This window comes from Nonomuraea sp. 3N208 (genome assembly GCF_052245935.1).
Lineage (GTDB): Bacteria > Actinomycetota > Actinomycetes > Streptosporangiales > Streptosporangiaceae > Nonomuraea.
This window is the reverse complement of the sequence record NZ_JBQQBR010000004.1, coordinates 52,864-68,448: the sequence shown is the minus strand read 5'-3', so window position 1 is coordinate 68,448 and position 15,585 is coordinate 52,864. Positions and strand designations below refer to the sequence as shown.

The 15,585-nt window shown below is 67.1% G+C and carries 15 protein-coding genes; 5 read left to right on the top strand and 10 right to left on the bottom strand.

What is annotated here, in order from left to right:
* Nucleotides 1-259 precede the first annotated feature (259 nt).
* Both ACTWPT_RS06645 and ACTWPT_RS06640 read right to left on the bottom strand, forming a co-directional pair.
* Nucleotides 260-1,564, bottom strand: coding sequence for an FG-GAP repeat domain-containing protein (locus ACTWPT_RS06645; RefSeq protein ID WP_443176351.1), 1,305 nt, complete (start codon nt 1,562-1,564; stop codon nt 260-262).
* 106 nt (nt 1,565-1,670) lie between these two features.
* Nucleotides 1,671-1,934: a hypothetical protein gene (locus ACTWPT_RS06640; RefSeq protein WP_443176350.1), complete on the bottom strand. Its 264-nt coding sequence runs from the start codon at nt 1,932-1,934 to the stop codon at nt 1,671-1,673.
* Nucleotides 1,935-2,364: 430 nt separating this feature from the next.
* On the opposite strand from ACTWPT_RS06640, the gene ACTWPT_RS06635 reads away from it, so the two are divergent.
* Together ACTWPT_RS06635 and ACTWPT_RS06630 are read left to right on the top strand one after the other, a co-directional pair.
* Nucleotides 2,365-2,643: a CopG family transcriptional regulator gene (locus ACTWPT_RS06635; RefSeq protein ID WP_443176349.1), complete on the top strand. Its 279-nt coding sequence runs from the start codon at nt 2,365-2,367 to the stop codon at nt 2,641-2,643.
* Nucleotides 2,640-3,065, top strand: a complete 426-nt coding sequence (locus ACTWPT_RS06630) for a hypothetical protein (protein ID WP_443176348.1) — start codon at nt 2,640-2,642, stop codon at nt 3,063-3,065. Before ACTWPT_RS06635 ends, ACTWPT_RS06630 begins: the two co-directional genes overlap by 4 nt.
* A gap of 387 nt (nt 3,066-3,452) precedes the next feature.
* Here ACTWPT_RS06630 and ACTWPT_RS06625 read toward each other — a convergent pair whose 3' ends face one another.
* From ACTWPT_RS06625 to ACTWPT_RS06600, 6 genes are read right to left on the bottom strand one after another with little or no spacing between them, the layout of a single operon-like run.
* Entirely contained in the window at nt 3,453-4,925 is a 1,473-nt protein-coding gene (locus ACTWPT_RS06625) for a glycoside hydrolase family 30 protein (protein ID WP_443176347.1), read from the bottom strand.
* Entirely contained in the window at nt 4,922-6,895 is a 1,974-nt protein-coding gene (locus tag ACTWPT_RS06620) for a beta-galactosidase (protein WP_443176346.1), read from the bottom strand. The genes ACTWPT_RS06625 and ACTWPT_RS06620 overlap by 4 nt, the downstream gene beginning before the upstream one ends.
* Before the next feature lie 13 nt (nt 6,896-6,908).
* Complete coding sequence (locus ACTWPT_RS06615; RefSeq protein WP_443176345.1) at nt 6,909-7,814, bottom strand: carbohydrate ABC transporter permease; 906 nt, start codon at nt 7,812-7,814, stop codon at nt 6,909-6,911.
* On the bottom strand, nt 7,811-8,728 hold the full coding sequence (locus ACTWPT_RS06610) for a carbohydrate ABC transporter permease (RefSeq protein WP_443176344.1): 918 nt from the start codon (nt 8,726-8,728) through the stop codon (nt 7,811-7,813). Before ACTWPT_RS06610 ends, ACTWPT_RS06615 begins: the two co-directional genes overlap by 4 nt.
* A complete protein-coding gene (locus tag ACTWPT_RS06605; protein WP_443176343.1) occupies nt 8,719-9,921 on the bottom strand; it encodes an ABC transporter substrate-binding protein in 1,203 nt (400 codons plus the stop codon). Before ACTWPT_RS06605 ends, ACTWPT_RS06610 begins: the two co-directional genes overlap by 10 nt.
* A gap of 39 nt (nt 9,922-9,960) precedes the next feature.
* Entirely contained in the window at nt 9,961-11,772 is a 1,812-nt protein-coding gene (locus ACTWPT_RS06600) for a discoidin domain-containing protein (RefSeq protein ID WP_443176342.1), read from the bottom strand.
* A 176-nt stretch (nt 11,773-11,948) separates the two neighbouring features.
* Here ACTWPT_RS06600 and ACTWPT_RS06595 point away from each other — a divergent pair, with 176 nt between their 5' ends.
* The gene (locus ACTWPT_RS06595; protein WP_443176341.1) at nt 11,949-12,983 is read left to right on the top strand and encodes a LacI family DNA-binding transcriptional regulator; all 1,035 of its coding nucleotides are present in this window, start codon (nt 11,949-11,951) and stop codon (nt 12,981-12,983) included.
* Nucleotides 12,984-13,368: 385 nt separating this feature from the next.
* On the opposite strand, the gene ACTWPT_RS06590 is transcribed toward ACTWPT_RS06595, so the two are convergent.
* Complete coding sequence (locus ACTWPT_RS06590) at nt 13,369-13,962, bottom strand: TetR/AcrR family transcriptional regulator (RefSeq protein ID WP_443176340.1); 594 nt, start codon at nt 13,960-13,962, stop codon at nt 13,369-13,371.
* A 74-nt stretch (nt 13,963-14,036) separates the two neighbouring features.
* On the opposite strand from ACTWPT_RS06590, the gene ACTWPT_RS06585 reads away from it, so the two are divergent.
* Together ACTWPT_RS06585 and ACTWPT_RS06580 are read left to right on the top strand one after the other, a co-directional pair.
* On the top strand, nt 14,037-14,459 hold the full coding sequence (locus ACTWPT_RS06585) for a VOC family protein (protein ID WP_443176339.1): 423 nt from the start codon (nt 14,037-14,039) through the stop codon (nt 14,457-14,459).
* Nucleotides 14,460-14,725: 266 nt separating this feature from the next.
* Nucleotides 14,726-14,866, top strand: a complete 141-nt coding sequence (locus ACTWPT_RS06580) for a hypothetical protein (protein ID WP_443176338.1) — start codon at nt 14,726-14,728, stop codon at nt 14,864-14,866.
* A gap of 37 nt (nt 14,867-14,903) precedes the next feature.
* Here the strand turns inward: ACTWPT_RS06580 and ACTWPT_RS06575 are convergent, their stop codons facing one another.
* The gene (locus ACTWPT_RS06575) at nt 14,904-15,431 is read right to left on the bottom strand and encodes a hypothetical protein (protein WP_443176337.1); all 528 of its coding nucleotides are present in this window, start codon (nt 15,429-15,431) and stop codon (nt 14,904-14,906) included.
* Between the last annotated feature and the right edge of the window lie 154 nt (nt 15,432-15,585).

The window sequence follows — 15,585 nt, the reverse complement described above, 5'->3', positions numbered from 1 at the left end:
CGTTGCGTTGCTTGGACCCCCACCTCGTTCGACTCGTGTAAGGGCATGCCGTCTTGGCCGGGATGATCTCGAATATCTAACATATCGCCACATTTGCCACTTCTGGCGCAGGGGCCGATGGTGTCAGCCGTACCTACGTGGGCTGGTGCCGTCCGACGCCCTGTGTTGGGGCCGACGAAGAAGGCCCCACGGCATCAGGGCATTGGCTTCCGCATCACAGCGCGTGCCTTGCCGCCGCGGTGGGCGAGGTCGGCCCGCCTCATTCAGTCGGCAGGTCGAAACGGCCCAGCACCTTCCTGCCGTCGGTCACGATGATCTCGAAGCTGTTGTCGCCGCCGGCGAAGGCGAGCTCGTCGTCCCCGTCGCCGTCGTAGTCCCCCGCCGCCAGCGGCTCGGCCCGGCTCACCCCGTCGACTGCGCCGCCGGCGCGCAGGCCACTCGGACTGCCCCACCAGATCCGGACCGGATCGTAGAAGCGGTTCCCCCCGCCGAAGGCGAGGTCGTCGCGGCCGTCCCCGTTGAAGTCACCGGAGATCGCCGGGCCTTGGGTTCCCTTGAATGTCCCGGTACGGCCGTCCCCGTAATAGACGGTTAATGTCTCGTGTACCGAGGGCGCCTCCGTCTCGTAGCCGGGCTCGTCGTTGCGGCTGCCGTCATCGCCGACAGCCACGTCCCTGGCGCCGTCGCCGTCGAAGTCGCCGAACGTGGCCGCCATTCCCTTGTTGAGCTGGCGCCCCACCTTCGACAGGCCGCCGGGCCCGGCGGTCAGCAGCCAGCCGGAGGTCTGCTCTCCGTCGTCGCCCTCGTACACGATCAGCCCGGTCGCACGCCGCCCTTCGATCCTGTCCACGGTCATCCGCCAGAACTCCCTGCCGGTCGGCGACGGCTGGACGCTCTGGCGGCTCGCAACCCCCTCGCGGCTGAACGGACCGTACAGGATGACCAGCTTCGCGTCGCCCTGGTGGCTGGCGGGCGGGCTGGACATCGCCACGTCCGCGGCGCCGTCCCCGTCGAAGTCACCGGCGACAGCCCGGGACGACTCCACGTCGGTCTCCGTGGGAGGCACCATCGGAGTCGAAGGTGTCCTGGCCTCGATGCCGTGAGGGCCGCCCCAGAAGATGTGCGGCCGCATCGGCTGGTCGTCGCGCGGCCGGCCATGTCCCAGGATGTCGCCGAAGCCGTCGCCGTCGAGGTCTGCTCTGACGCCCGCGTCGATCAACCAGGAACGGAACACATCCGACGAGACGATCGTCCGCTTCCGCGGGTGGAGGCCCCGGGACGAGCCGTACACGATCGCCAGGTACTGCAGGTTCTTGCGGGGCAGGTCGACCGCGACGACCAGGTCCGCGCGGCCGTCACCGTCGACGTCGTCGGCGCGCCGCTCACCCTTGGCCGTGCGAGGCGTGGACGTCGGGAGCGCGGCGGACGTGGAGGCCGTGGGTGTGGAGGGGGCAGGCGATCGCGAGGCCGTTTGGGGCTCGGACCGAGGCTGGGGCCGGAGTTCACCGCCGCATGCCGCGAGCAGGAGAGTCAACGCCAGCCAGATCATCATCCTTCGCGGCACAGACATAGAGCCTAATCAACCGCTGACACTGTTATGGGCGCTAGGCCGAGCCGCACGGAGCGAGCCGCGCCTGGAAACCTGGGCGCGGACAAGCGCTGAGATCTCCTCACTCATCGAGAAGTTCGGCCATGCCGACGACCGGCCGAATCCCGAGTTTCCTGTCCTCAAGCTCTTCCATGACGGCTTCTGGGAGCTGGACGAGTCCGACGTCCCAGCTGCCAGCACGAGCGCCGCCCAGCGATGGATGCGCGACCACGCACCCATAGGTGGCCTGCGACCATGGGTCCACACCATCGTGACCCAGCACGCGGACGTACGCGCGCAAATCGTGCTGCTCCTCCTGGCGAAGTACTTCCAGGGCGTCGACCACGACGCGCTGCTCACCACAGTGGGGCTGTCGACCGATTCGGATGCTGAGGTGCCCTTCAACGAGGGCACCCCGATCCCGCAGCGCCGACAGTCCACCCACGATGCGAGTGATCCGCGATTCCGCCCTTGCGCAGCAGATCAAGGACTTACACGGACACCACTGCCAAATCTGCGGTCTACAGCTCCGGCTCCCCAACGGGTCCTCATGGTCCCTCACCTTGGTCGGGGTCCGCCATCCACGATCGCCACTCGGGTGCCGACCCTGCAGCAGCGGCGAGACACAGCCTGTCGTCGGTTCCGCTGGATAGGCACCGCTACCTCGCTTAGCAACCATGTGATGCGGGGCAGGTCCCCGTTGACCTGCCCGCCTCTCATCGGAAGCGCACTGAAGCGCTGGTAAGGAGGCTGATACCTGGAGTATGGTCTCTAGTATGGCGACTAAGAAGGTAACGGTGACGATCCCCGAGGAACTTCTCGACGAGATCCGCGCGGAGGCGGCCGAGCGCGGCCTGTCGGCGTACGTCGCCGAGGCGTTGCGCTTCAAGCGTGACCGGGACCGGTTGCTGGAACTGGTGAACTGGCTGGGGGAAGAATACGGCCCGGTCACCGAAGACGAGCGCGTGGCAGCGATCGAGGAACTGGAAGATCTCGACGCCGAGCACGAGCGCCGCCGCGCCAGTGGAAAGCGCAACGCAGGAGAGGCTGCGTGAGCAAGCGAAGCGGTGAGCGCGGGCAGACGCCGCTGCGGATCTTCGTGCTCGACTGCGAGGCCTTGTCCCTGGCTGTGCGGGGCGACCGGAAGATGATCGCCTGGTTCGATCTCGCCGCTCGAGGCCAGGCGGAGGTGGTGACGTCTCCGATGACGGTGGTCGAGGCATACGACGGCAGGATCACCGAGCAACGCTGGGACTGGGTACTCTCCCGGCTCAACGTTGCTGACATCGGGAAGGACCAGGCCCGCGAGGCCCGCCGGCTTCTGGCCGATGCCAAGCTGCACGGCCACAAGTACGCGATTGACGCCGTGCTCGCCGTCATCGCACGACAACAGAAGGGACAGGTCACCGTCTTCACCTCGGACGTAGACGACCTGGAGAAGCTCGTCCCGGACACGATCGTCGTCAAGAAGGTATGACCTTTCTGCGCTCGTCACCGGATGTGCGCTCGCCTTTAGGAGAGTGGTGGCTGGACGGCTGGTGTTCGTACTCTGACCTGCACAGATGGTGGGCCCCATCCGCACCATCTGAAAGATCATCCCGCGCATGTCCCCGCGCTCGTCGAGGCTGGCCACCACGTCACTTGGTGGCCAGCGGACCCGGACTCCGGAGCCGACCACTCATGAGTACGCTGCGCGACAGCCTCTCAAGATTCAGGAGGAAGGCTCGAGCTGGCTCGGGAACTGGAATGTCACCCGAACATCTTCTGGAGCAGTTCCACTGCTGCAGGCGGAGACCGCTGGCGGGGGAGACGTCGGTGACATCCAGCACGTGTCACGGATCCCTTCTGTGATCGGTGGATGAGATCAGCGGAGGCGGAAGGTCGCCACGCCGCCGGAGGGAAGCTCGTAGGAAAAGTTCGTGCGCCCCATGGAGACGTTGAAGCGCTGGCTGCCCGATCCCCAGTCGTCGTTGACGGCCAGGAGGTAGATGGAGCCGTCGGGGTTGCGGAAGGTCACGCCGATGACGGATCCGGCGTAGAAGGAAGTGCCCAGGCGGACGGCTCCGCGCTTGATGAACTTGCTGGCGTGACCGAGGACGTAGTACTCGGCGGTCGGGGTGGCCTTGCCGGTGGCGGGGTCGATGGTCACGACGCCGAAGCAGGTGGCGCAGCCACCGTTGCGGGGGCCGCCGGCAGGGTCGAGCGCGAGGTTCCAGGAGATCACGGTGGACGCCCAGTGCCGCGTTCCCCATACGGTGAGCTGCCGGGTCTGCCAGTGCAGGGTGTCGGCGAAGGTCGTCGCCGGGTTGGCAGACCGGCTGCCGGAGCATTCGGTGAGGAGGATGTCCTTGCTGGGGTAGGCGTCATGCGCGGCCGACATGCGGTCAGGGTCGCCCGCGTAGCAGTGGAAGGCCAACCCGTCGATCTCCTTGGCGGCCTGCGCGTCGGACATCAGGGTCTTGACGTACTCGGGATCGGCCGGGTCTTCGGCCGGTCCGGAGTCGTTCGGGTGCAGGCTCCAGTTGTGGTCGTAGCCGAGGATCTGAGTGTCGAGGCCGGCGGCGCGCAGCTTGGGACCGAGCGCCTTGATGACCGCGGCCGCCTCATCGGGCCGCAAGTCCATGCCCGGATAGCCGTCGGGGTTGCGGTTCTGCGGCTCGTTCTGCACGGTCAGCGCGTCGACCTTCACTCCTTCGACCTTGTACGCCTTCACGTACTTGACCAGGTAGTCCGCGTAGACGTCGACGGCGTCGGGCTTGAGCCTGCCGCCGATGAGTGAGTCGTTGGTCTTCATCCAAGCGGGCGGCGACCACGGCGTGCCGATGATCCGCAGCCCCGGGTTGATCGCCTTGGCGAGCCTCAGCAGGGGCAGGATCTCCTTTCGGTCGTGGGCAATGGAGAAGTGCTTGAGCCCCAGGTCGGTTTGCCCTGCGGGCATGTCGTCGTAGGTGTAGTGCGGTCCGTTGACGAAGTCGGAGGAGCCGATCGGCTGGCGCAGGTAGGACAGCCCGAGGCCGCGACCCGAGGGGGAGAACAGCGAGCGCATGATCTCTTGCTTGTCCGGCGAGGTGAAGATCAGGTGGGCGGAGGAGTCCGTGAGGGACGCGCCGAAGCCGTTGATCTTCTGGTAGGTCTCACGGGGGTTCACGGTGATGGTCGGCGCGGCGGGGTCGGCGGGCTGGAGGAGATCGGTACGGTCGGCCAGCAGGTTCCGCTCATCGCCAGTGGTCAGCCAGACCCGGGCGACCGGCTTGGGCTCGGCGTTGGCCGGGGGTATGGCGATCGTGGTGCCCGCCAGGAGGGCGAGGCCCCCTAGCGTCATGGCTGTTTTCTTCACGCGACGTTCTCCTCGATGGGGGTGGACCCGCCGATCCGGCACAGATCGGCGGACGCAGGCGCGGCGATGTGCTCGCCGTCGAAGCGGATCGAGGCCGAGACGGCCGACCCGAGATGGCTGTTGGTGGCCTTGACGAGGTGGTCGTGGAGTCGGCCCGCGACGACACGCAGGACGGCCGCGCCGCCCCTGGCCGCGACGATCTCGATCTGATGGGTGCGGCCCCGGTGGCGGACTTCCAGTTCGATCACCGGATCGGAGTCGCTTTGGACAAGGACGGTCACGTAGCAGACGTCGTGGCCGGGGTGGATTCGGAGGTAGGCGTCAGCCGTACCGGACAGGACGGTGATCCGATCCTCCGCGGTGAGGTTGCGGGGCGCGATGCGGTGCAGCGCGTCGGCGAGGATGGTGCAGGGTTCGCCGTGCTCGTCGTCCAGGGGTTCCGTACCCTCCAGGTGGACGTGTCCACCGGCGGCCAGATGGGCGGCGAGTTTCTCTTGGACTGCGCGGTGCATGAACTGCCCGCCGTGAAGAGCGATCCGGTCGTGCCCGGCCAGGTCGGCGTACTCCAGATCGACGATCCGGTAATCGCGGCCGGCCGTGCGCATCCGGTGGTGGAAGTTCAGCAGTGGCCGTCCGCACTGCTCGGCCGCGCCGGGTGACCAGGCGCCGATCGCGGCGTAGGGGGTGTAAAGGCCCCAGGTGGCGTAGGTGACGGGAGCGCATTCGAGGTATTCCGTGCCGTGCAGCGTGAAGTAGTCGGCGAGCATCTTCACGGCCGCGGCCTTGCCGGTGGGGCGGCCGTCGCCGTCGATCGGCGGGCAGTCCGGGTAGGGGGCGGACAGGACGGCGTCGAGCGCGGGTGTCCAGTCGGTGGTGGCGATCGCGGTGTAGATGTTGAATCCGGTTGCACCGGCCGCCAGGGCGAGGAGGGTCTGGTGGAAGCTGGTGGCGCCTGAGGCGTAGGCGGTGTCGTACAGCTTGGAGAAGCCCCAGTTCTCCTCCATGTTCGGTCCGGCGGCGCGTTTGGCGGCGATCACATAGCGGGCGTGGGCGGACCGGTCGGCGGAGACGACGCCCATCCAGTTGGTGAAGCCGTACTGCAGGCCGTCCCAGGTCTCCGGCCGGACGCGGGCGAGCCAGGAGTCCAGGTCGCCGTCGTCGCCCGCGGGCGGGTTGAGGTTGAGCACCACCGGGACGGGTGGGGCGAACGCATCGGTCCAGCTGCGCAGCACCTCTTTCAGATAGGCGGCGTGGAAGCGACCCCAGTCGACGTGCTGGAGGGGGGTCGCGGGGCCGCGCGGTGGCTCGACCTCCGCGAGGGCGGTGTATGCGGTGCCGTGCCGTGCGTTGTAGCCGGCGACGTCTCCGTACTCACGGGCCAGGACGGTATGGAAGAACTCCAGCCCGGACGTGCTGTAGTCGTATGCCGACAGTGGGCGGGCGCCGTTGGTGAACAGGCCTTCGTTCCCGATCTGGCTCCCGATGATCGGCCCTGTGGGCGTCACCAGGTCGGGGGTGAACAGGGCTTGGCCCGCCTCGCGCAGCCACCGCTCGGCGAGCGCGGCGAAGCGCGAACCGAGGGGGGCTGGAAGCGGCCACGGGACGGCGCTGCCGTCGGCGTCGAGTTCGGAACCCGACCACGTGACGGGGGCGCCGTCGGCGTCCAGCTGCGGCTCGATCGCGGGATCGGAGAGGGGGCACACCCAGTCAGGCAGACCGCCGTAGTTGAGCTCGGCGTGGACGAACGGGCCAGGCTTGACGATGACCTTCAGCCCGAGCTCACCGCAGAGCTGGACGAAGGCGACCGCGTCGGTCAGGTCGGGCGGTGCGGCGGCGTCGGGCTGGTGGTGCCGCCACGGGATGTAGGTGGTGACCACCCTGACGCCGGCAGCAGCGACGAGGGTGGTCAGGCGGTCCCGCCATACCTCGGGGCGGTCGCGGAAATACGGGTACTCGGCGGTGATGAGCAAAGAAAGGCTCCGATTACTTGAGGCCGGTGAACTGGATGCCGTCGAGGATGCGGCGCTGGAAGATGAGGAAGATGAGGATCACGGGCATGACGGCGACGACCGCTCCGGCCATGACGAGGTGCGGCTGGGCGACCCGGCCCGAGGCGAGCGCTTGAAGGGCCAGCGGCAGCGTGTACTTGTCCTGGTCGCTGAGGATGACCAGGGGCCAGAGCAGGTCGTTCCAGTGGAAGATGAACGCGGTGATCGTCACGACCGCGAGGGCCGGCCGGGCCATGGGCAGCGCGATGCTCCAGAAGATCCGCAGCCGGCTCGCGCCGTCCATCATGGCGGCCTCCTCCACCTCCTTGGGGTGGGTCAGGAAGAACTGGCGGAGCAGGAAGATGTCGAACGCCGACACCAGACTCGGCACGATCAGGCCGGTCAGGCTGTCGGCCATGCCGAGCCACTGGGTGACGTAGACCTTCGGCACGAGCAGGGCAACGCTCGGCAGCATGATCGTTGCCAGCAGCGCGGCGAACAGCCGGTCCCGCCCGGGAAAGGGGATGCGGGCGAAGGCATAGGCGGCCAGTGCCGAGCAGAAGACCTTGAGCGGGATCAGCACGGCGACGACCAGGACGCTGTTCAGGAACGCCCCGCCGAACCCGCCCAGCTCGAAGACCTCGGTGTAGTTGGCGAGGGTGCCCGCCCAGTGGCCCTCCTCGGTTGTCGGCAGCAGGTGCGGAGTGGAGGTGAACACGTCCTGCGGCTGCTTGAACGAGGTGGCCACCATCCAGGCGAACGGGGCGAGCGCGACGAGTGAGCCGGCTGCCAGGAGCAGGAAGGCCAGGACGCGCAGCGGGGCCGGGGCGCGCCGTTCCGACCGGCGCTCTGGGCGTCGGTGACCCACCGGACGGCGGGTCCGTTCGGCGAGCAGGGTCATGAGGCGGCGTCCCTTCGGCTCAGGCGGAACTGCAGCGCGGTGATGAGCAGGGTCGCTATGAACAGCAGGAACGACATGGCGCTGGCCACGCCCATCTCGCCGTCCCGGAACCCCGACACGTACAGCTGCAGTACGTAGGTGAGGCCGGCCGACTCGGGTCCGCCGATGTCCCTGCCGAAGAGCACGTAGACGACACCGAACATCTGGAGCGCGAAGATGATCCCGGTGACCGTCAGGTAGAAGGTGGTGGGGCGCAGCAGCGGGAGCGTCAGGCTGAACAGTTGCGCGCGCCGGTTCGCGCCGTCGATCTCGGCGGCCTCGTACAGGTTCCGCGGGATGCCTTTCAGTCCGGCCAGGAAGATCAGCATCGCGGTGCCCGATTGCCAGGCGGCGATCAGCACGAGCGCGGGGACGACCATTTCCGGGATGCCGAGCCAGTCGGGCCCGTCGATCCCGATCAGGGCGAGGACCTCGTTGATGAGGCCGAACTGCGGGTCGTACAACCACCGCCAGATCGCGGCGACGGCGGCTTCGGCCGTCACGACGGGCAGGTAGAACGCGAGCCGGAAGAAGCCCTGTCCGCGCCGGACAGCGTCGATCAGGTAGGCCTGGACGAACCCGGTGAACAGCGCGGCGGGCACGGCCAGGACCGCGTAGAGAAGGGTCACCCGGACCGAGATCCAAAAGTCGGGGTAGAGATCGCGGTCGAAGAGGATCTCCTGGTAGTTCCGCAGGCCGGTCCAGCGGGGTGTGGAGGTCATGTCCCAATCGGTGAAGCTGAGGAACAACGCGCCCGCGGCGGGGACCGCCATGAAGATGATCGTGTGCAGGATGGCCGGGGCGACGAAGAGCCAACCGACGAACGTGTCGGAGCGGGCGCCCTTTCGGGCGCCCGCCTGCCGCATCAGCTCCATCCGAGGACCTTGGTGGCCCGGGTGGCGGCGGCGTTCAACGCGTCGGCCGGCGATGTGTCACCGTCCACGCCTTCCTCGATGGCCTTGGCCAAGACGTCGTCATTGACCTTGATCCACTCGGTGAGCGCGGGACGGGGACGTGCCGACTCCAGTTGCTGGATGACGATCTTCATGTCGGGGTCGCCGGCCAGCGCTGAGGTGGCGGCGGCCTTCTTGTTGACGGGGAAGTTGCCGGTGATGTCGGCGTACTGGGCGTTGTGCTCTGCGCTGGACAGGAACTTCAGCCACTTCCAAGCAGCGTCGGGGTTGTCGGCCTTGCTGAACACGACGCCGTTGTCGCCTCCGATCGTGGAGGCCTCCTCCAGCTTCTTCGGCAGCAGGGAGACGCCGAACTTCAGCTGGGGGAACTGCTCGCGGATGCCCAGGACGTCCCAGGGGCCGGAGAACGTCATGGCGGCCAGGCCCTTTTGGAACGCCTGGTCGGTGTTGGTGATCTTCCTCGGGGAGCTGGTCAGCAGGGTGCGCCACAGGCCGAGCGCCTCCTGGCCCTGGGGGTCGTTGAAGGTGATCTTCTTGGCGGTCTCGTCGACCATCGTTCCGCCGGCCGACGCGACGAATGCGGGGAAGATCCAGGCGCCGAAGCCGTCACCCTTGGGCAGGGAGACTCCGGCGACATTCGGGTGCTCGCGGTGGACCTTCTCGGACGCGGCGATCAGCTCGTCCCATGTGGTCGGCGGGGTCTGGATGTACTGCTTGTTGTAGAAGAGCACGACCGTGGTCTGCTGGAGGGGGATGCCCATCAGCTTGCCCGCGACCTTGTTGGTGCCGAGCGCGCCGGGGTAGTAGTCGGCCTCGTCGATCGTCCCGGCGGGGACCTCGGCGAGCTGTCCGCCGCCGGCGAACCTGGCCATCTGGGGCTGGTCGAGGTAGCCGGCATCGGGGGCGCCACTGCCGTTGAGCGCGGTGGCGAGCTTGGTGTTGTAGTCGTCCTTGGGGACCTCGGTCAGCTTGATCTTGATGCCGGGGTTGGCGGACTCGAAGTCCTTGGCGAGCTGCTTGACCTTGACGGCCTGGTCGGGCGTCGGCTGGTAGTACCAGAAGTCGACCGTTTGCGTCGCGGCCTCCTGGGCGCTTTCGCCTCCGCAGGCCGTCGCCGCCAGGGCGAGCGCGAACAGGGCTGTGGCAATCCTCATCGGTGTTCTCATCTGGGATTCCTGTGGTTCGGGGGCGGATCAGGAGTACAGGTTGAGTTCGTGGATGGACCACCAGTTGCCGGCCGAGCCGGTCTGGACGATCCGCAGGTAGCGCTTGGTCTGCGTGGGGAAGGACACCGTGGTCGTGGCGGCTCCGCTGCCGGAGGCGATCGCCGTGCCCCACGACTGGGGGTTGTCGGAGGCGTAGACCTGGAAGCCGCGGGGCTCATCGCCTCCCGCGGAGGTGAAGTGCAGGGTGGTAAAGGTGCGAGCCTGGCCGAGGTCGACCTGGAACCACTGGCCGTTCACCTGGGCCTGGCCCGTCGACCAGCGGGTCGACTCGTTGCCGTCCAGCGCACGAGCGGGAGCATCTCCGGCGGCCGACACCGAGGCGGTGGCCGTCCAGCCGGTCCGGCTGAGGATGCCGCCGGGGGTACCGGACGGGGCGGGCCAGGTGTAGGTGGCCAGAGAGCGCGCCGGGAGGCTGGAGGCGAAGGAAAGGCCGTTCTCCGTGACGGAGAAGGGCTGCGCCGAAGTGGTTGTGTTGAGGGCGACGAGGACACGGGAACCGTCGGGGTTGGTGAAGGCGACGTTCTGGACCTCGGCGGAGCTGGTGGAGCCGACCCTGACCGCGCCCGGCTTCACGAACCTCGCGGCGTGGGAGAGCACGTAGTACTCGGCGTTGCGGGTATAGCTGGAGCCGTTGATCTCGACGACGCCGTTGCAGCGGGTGGAGCAGCCGCCCTGGTGCGGGCCGCCCGACGGGTTCAGGGCCAGGTTCCAGGTGATGGTGGACTCGCCTCCGTTGCGGGCGTTCTGCACGAGCAGGTTCTCGGCGTGCCACATCAGCGTGTCGGCGAACGTGGTAGCGCTGTCGGCGCTGTCGGTACCACTGCACTCGGTGAACATGACCCGCTTGCCGGCGTTGACGACCTGCTGCTGGGCGGAGACCTGTCCGCCGTAGCAGTGGAATGCGGCACCGACCAGGTGGGAGAGGTTTCCGGCCCTCGAGAACACGTCGAGGGGGTAGTCGGGGCGGTCCCAATTGTGGTCGTAGGCCCAGATCCGAGTGGTGAGCCCCGCGGCGGTGAGCTTGGAGTCGAGCAGCTTGATCAGATCGGCCTGCTGCTGGGACGACATGGCCATCGACGGGTAGCTGGTGGTGAACAGCGGCTCGTTCTGGACCGTCAGGTCGCCGACCGGGACGCCTGCGGCACCATATGCCTGCACGAACTTCACCAGGTAGTCGGCATAGGTGCCGACATACTCGCTCTTAAGCGAGCCGCCGTTGAGGTTGTTCGAGTCCTTCATCCAGGCCGGTGCGCTCCATGGGGAGCCCATCACCTTGAGCGCCGGGTTGAGCTGCCTGGCCTGGCGGACGAGCGGCAGGATGTTCTCGGTCTCGTCCCGCTGGACGCTGAACCGCGACAGGGTCGGGTCGGCGGCGCCGTCATCGTAGGTGTAGAAGTCGGCGGTCCGGTTGAAATCGGTCGCGCCGATCGGCTGGCGCAGGTAGTTGAGGCCTGCCGTCTGGAACAGGTCGGCCATCAGCGCGTTGCGCTGGCCCGTCGGCATGGCCGCGATCAGTGAGGCGGAGGCCCCAGTGATTGAGGCGCCGAATCCGGCCATGGTCTGGTGGGTCTCGGCGGGGGACACCATCACGTTTCGTGCCAGGGCGGGGGCGCCGAACGCGGTGTCGGGCTGCCGGGTCAGCTTGGCGGATCCATCGGCCGTGGTCAGCCAGACCTGGACGGGTGTCGCCGCCTGAGCCGACGTGGCGTGGAGGGGGAGGGCTCCTCCTAACACACAGCCGAGGGCCGTGGCCATGGCGAGGCATCGTCGCGGGTGCATGGTGCTCCTTCGATGGGGGGTGAGGGAACTTCGAAGAAACAAAATGAAACAAGTCTGTAAAATGTTTCGTGCCACATGAGTACCCGCACGGCTCCGCGCTGTCAAGTGTTCCCTGTACACGGCCCTGGAGATCGAATAACGGTATGCTGTGCGTGTGAAACGAAGTGATGTAACTTATGGTTAGGCGACGTAGCGGCAAGGTCACTGTCCGAGCCATCGCCACCGAGGCGGGCGTATCGATCGCGACCGTTTCGCGGGTCATGAACGGCCATGAGTACGTCGCGCCAGAGACCCGCGCCCTGGTACAGGAGGCCGTGAACAGGCTCGGAAGCACGGCCGTGATCCCCGGCCCTGCTTCGGAGGACCCTTCCAGAGGGACCGTCTACGTACGCTGCCCCTATCTGCTGACCGACTACTTCGGGATGATCGTCTCCTCGGTGGCCGAGACCCTCGACCTGCACGGCCGCCGCCTCATCCTCAGCGCGGGCGACGCGGCCCGTGAAGCGAGCGTCATCTCCGGGCTCCCCAACGCCCCGGACATCGCCGGAGCGATCTTCATCGTTCCCTCGGAGACCAACGAGGAACTCGAAGAGCTACGCGCCCACGAATTCCCGTTCGTCGTGATCGATCCGCGCCTCCAGCCGCCACGCGATATCGCCTCGGTCTCGGCCTCTCACTTCGCCGGCGCCCGGAACGTCACCGCCCACCTCGTCCAACTCGGGCACCGTCGCATCGGCGTCATCGGCGGCCCTCAGGAATGGCTGGCCAGCGAATACCGCCTCGCCGGCCATACCTCCGCCCTCGCCGACGCCGGACTTCTCACCTCGCCCGAGCTCATCGTCCGCAACCGCGAACCGGTCACCGACTGGGGCTACGACTCCGCCAGCCGTCTCCTCGACCTCCCCGAACGCCCCACTGCCATCGTCGCCTTCAACGACAAGTCCGCCGTCGGCGCCCTGCGCGCCGCCTTTGAACACGGCCTCCGCGTACCCGAAGACATCTCCATCACCGGGTTCGACGACCTCTACCTCAGCCTCAGCACCCTTCCTAGGCTCACCACCGTCCGCCAGCCCCTCGAAGAGATGGGCCGCATGGCCGTCAGCCTCCTCATGCGTCTCATCGCCGGTCACACCGTCGAGGCTCTCCACATCGAACTCGCCACCCACCTCGTCATCCGCGACTCAACCGGTCCCGCCCCGGCCACGCGATAGGAGAAAGGCCCTGAGAGCCGCGATTAGCAGGGGATAACCCGGTTGGGGTTTGTGCGGCGGTACGACTGCTCCGCGTTCCCTCCGGAGGTGCGACGGGCTCACCTATGCCAGATTCGCCTTGTCGGAGGAGTGGCTTGCCACCAGAGACTGGGTCCGCGCCATGACGCACTCCTGACCAGTCCCGTAGGTCCGACTGCAGCCGCCGTGCTCGGCGACCTCTTCGTCCTAGGGATGTCGCCGGGCTCGGCCTGGACCAACCCTGGCGGATCTCCGCCCAGTCGTCTACCTTGACGACCCTCCAAAGAGTGGAAGGGGCAACATTCAGGCGTCGCCGAGCGGAAGTGCAGGACCGCAGTGCCGGCTCGGCCGTTCGGTACCGGCCGCCTCATCTGATGCGTAGTGCGTCCAATAGCTGAGCCAGGGCGGCCTGCGTGGCCGGCAAATCGGCGGGGTCATCCGACTCGGCGAGCCACAGCGCCGCCTCGTTCATCGCGCCCGACAGCAGGTGGGTCAGCGGTGCGACAGGCTGGGGCGCGATCGTCCCCTGTTTGATCAGGACGGTGAGCACGTCGGCCAGGTGGCGGGCCGAGGCGGCCTCGTCCATCGCACGCCATTCGTTCCAGCCGAGTACGGCGGGGCCGTCGATGAGCATGATCCGCTGAATGCCGGGGGCGGTACTGGCGGTCAGGAACGCCTGGCAGCCGGCGGTCAGACATGTCCAGAGGTCGTCGTGGACGTCGGCGGTCTGCGCCACCGTCTGGGCTACCTCTTGCTGCACCTGCTCCAGGACGGCACGGAACAACTGGGTCTTGCTGTCGAAGAGATGGTAGAGCGCGCCCTTGGTCACCCCGGCCTCGGCGACGATCTCTGACAGGCTCACCGCGCCATACCCCCGAGCTGCGAACAGGCGCCTGCTCTCCCGCAGGAGGGCCTGCCTGGTCTGCTCCCGCTGCTGTGCTCTGACACCGCGTGTCTTCACGCTTCCCTCCCTTGACATACCGATGGTACGTCAAATACACATTGGCGTACCGATGGTACGCGAAAGGGGTTCATGTGGAACTGACCAGCTTCTATCCGGTGATCTGCACCACCCGGATCGAGGAGTCCCGCGACTTCTACACCGGGCTGCTGGGGTTCGAGACGATGTTCGAAGCCGACTGGTATGTCAGCCTGCGGCGTCCCGGGACACCGCCCTATGAGCTCGCGCTGCTCGACCATGCCCACCCGACGCTGCCCGAGGCGTATCGCCTCCCTGTGCGCGGGCTGCTGCTGAACTTCGAGGTGGAGGATGTGGACGCCGAATGGGAGCGGCTCGTCGTCGGCGCGGGGCTGACCGCCGAACTCGAACTGCGCAGCGAGGACTTCGGACAGCGGCACTTCATCGTGGCCGATCCCAACGGGGTCCTGATCGACGTCATCACCCCCATCGCGCCATCGGCGGAGTACGCCGACCAGTACGTCGATTCCCGTCGATGAATCGTGCTCTCCTGACGCCACGGCTCCTAAGAAACGGGCTCGTCTACGACACCGCATCGTGCTGTGGAACACCCGCTACCTGGACACCGCGCTGGCCCAGCTGACACCGCCCAACGACCCGAATCGCAGCCCTGGCCGGACGACATCGGCCGGGCCAAGCAGCGGGACAAAATGGGCCGGAGAGCAATGACCGCCAGTGGCTCTGGTCAACAATGGGCTCTGACGCCACAACTGCACCACGGTGTCAGTACAGGCAGGAGTGCGACGTGAGCGACACGACCTTCACGATCCTCTGCCCAGTGGAAGTGCGCTGGCCAGACGGACGGGAAACATCGTTGAGCGGCAAGCAGCGCACCGTGCTGGCCAGCCTGCTGCTCCATGTTTCAGACGCTTCTCATCCACGCTAATGATCTACACCAAGCTGGCGCCAAAGATCACGGGACACTAGTACCTGCGGCAATCGTGCTTGGCGAGAACCAGCGTCATCCCGGCGACCTGGTTGGTCTTGTAGGACACGTAGAAGAGATAGAGCGCCTTCTTGTTGCCCGGCACGCTGGCGGTCGGATAGCCGCCCGGACCACGCCGCAGGTCGGGGTAGGCGGTCTTCAGTTGCGCCCTGGTGGAGCCGATGCCGATGCCCTGAGGCGTCTTGAGGCCAGAGGGTGCGACGATCATGGTCGTGCCGTACTTCTGGGAGATGTACATCCCCACCCGGTAGTTGGGGTACGGGTTCTCCTTCAGGTCCCAGCCCGTGCATCTGGCGTGGTCCCCGACTGATTTGCGGACGATTCTCCCGGTCGCCTTGGCCTTCGCGGCGCTCATGCCGAGCTTCAAGTTGCCGTACCCGTACGGTCCCAGCGTCGCCTTCCGGGCGGCGAACGCGGCGGGCGCGACGGCGACCGGCACGAGCCCGCCTGCCAGCACCACCACCAGCGCCGAGCGGCCGATCCATAGAGCGTTCGTTCGGTTCATAGTGTTTTCCCCTTGATCTTTGACTTGATCACTTTAGTGAGAGTGCGGGTTGGTTGTTGGTGATTCGCGAGTTGCGGGCGAGCGCCGCCGCACTCGGATCACCTACCGGCGCTGGCTTTCACGAAATCGGCCCTCTCGGAGATCCCCTCATGTG

Bases quoted from the DNA above. Each gene is read 5' to 3' on its own strand.
- ACTWPT_RS06635 (WP_443176349.1), top strand. From the start codon at position 2,365: ATGGCGACTAAGAAGGTAACGGTGACGATCCCCGAGGAACTTCTCGAC.
- ACTWPT_RS06615 (WP_443176345.1), bottom strand. From the start codon at position 7,814: ATGACCCTGCTCGCCGAACGGACCCGCCGTCCGGTGGGTCACCGACGC.
- ACTWPT_RS06610 (WP_443176344.1), bottom strand. From the start codon at position 8,728: ATGGAGCTGATGCGGCAGGCGGGCGCCCGAAAGGGCGCCCGCTCCGAC.
- ACTWPT_RS06605 (WP_443176343.1), bottom strand. From the start codon at position 9,921: ATGAGGATTGCCACAGCCCTGTTCGCGCTCGCCCTGGCGGCGACGGCC.
- ACTWPT_RS06600 (WP_443176342.1), bottom strand. From the start codon at position 11,772: ATGCACCCGCGACGATGCCTCGCCATGGCCACGGCCCTCGGCTGTGTG.
- ACTWPT_RS06595 (WP_443176341.1), top strand. From the start codon at position 11,949: ATGGTTAGGCGACGTAGCGGCAAGGTCACTGTCCGAGCCATCGCCACC.
- ACTWPT_RS06575 (WP_443176337.1), bottom strand. From the start codon at position 15,431: ATGAACCGAACGAACGCTCTATGGATCGGCCGCTCGGCGCTGGTGGTG.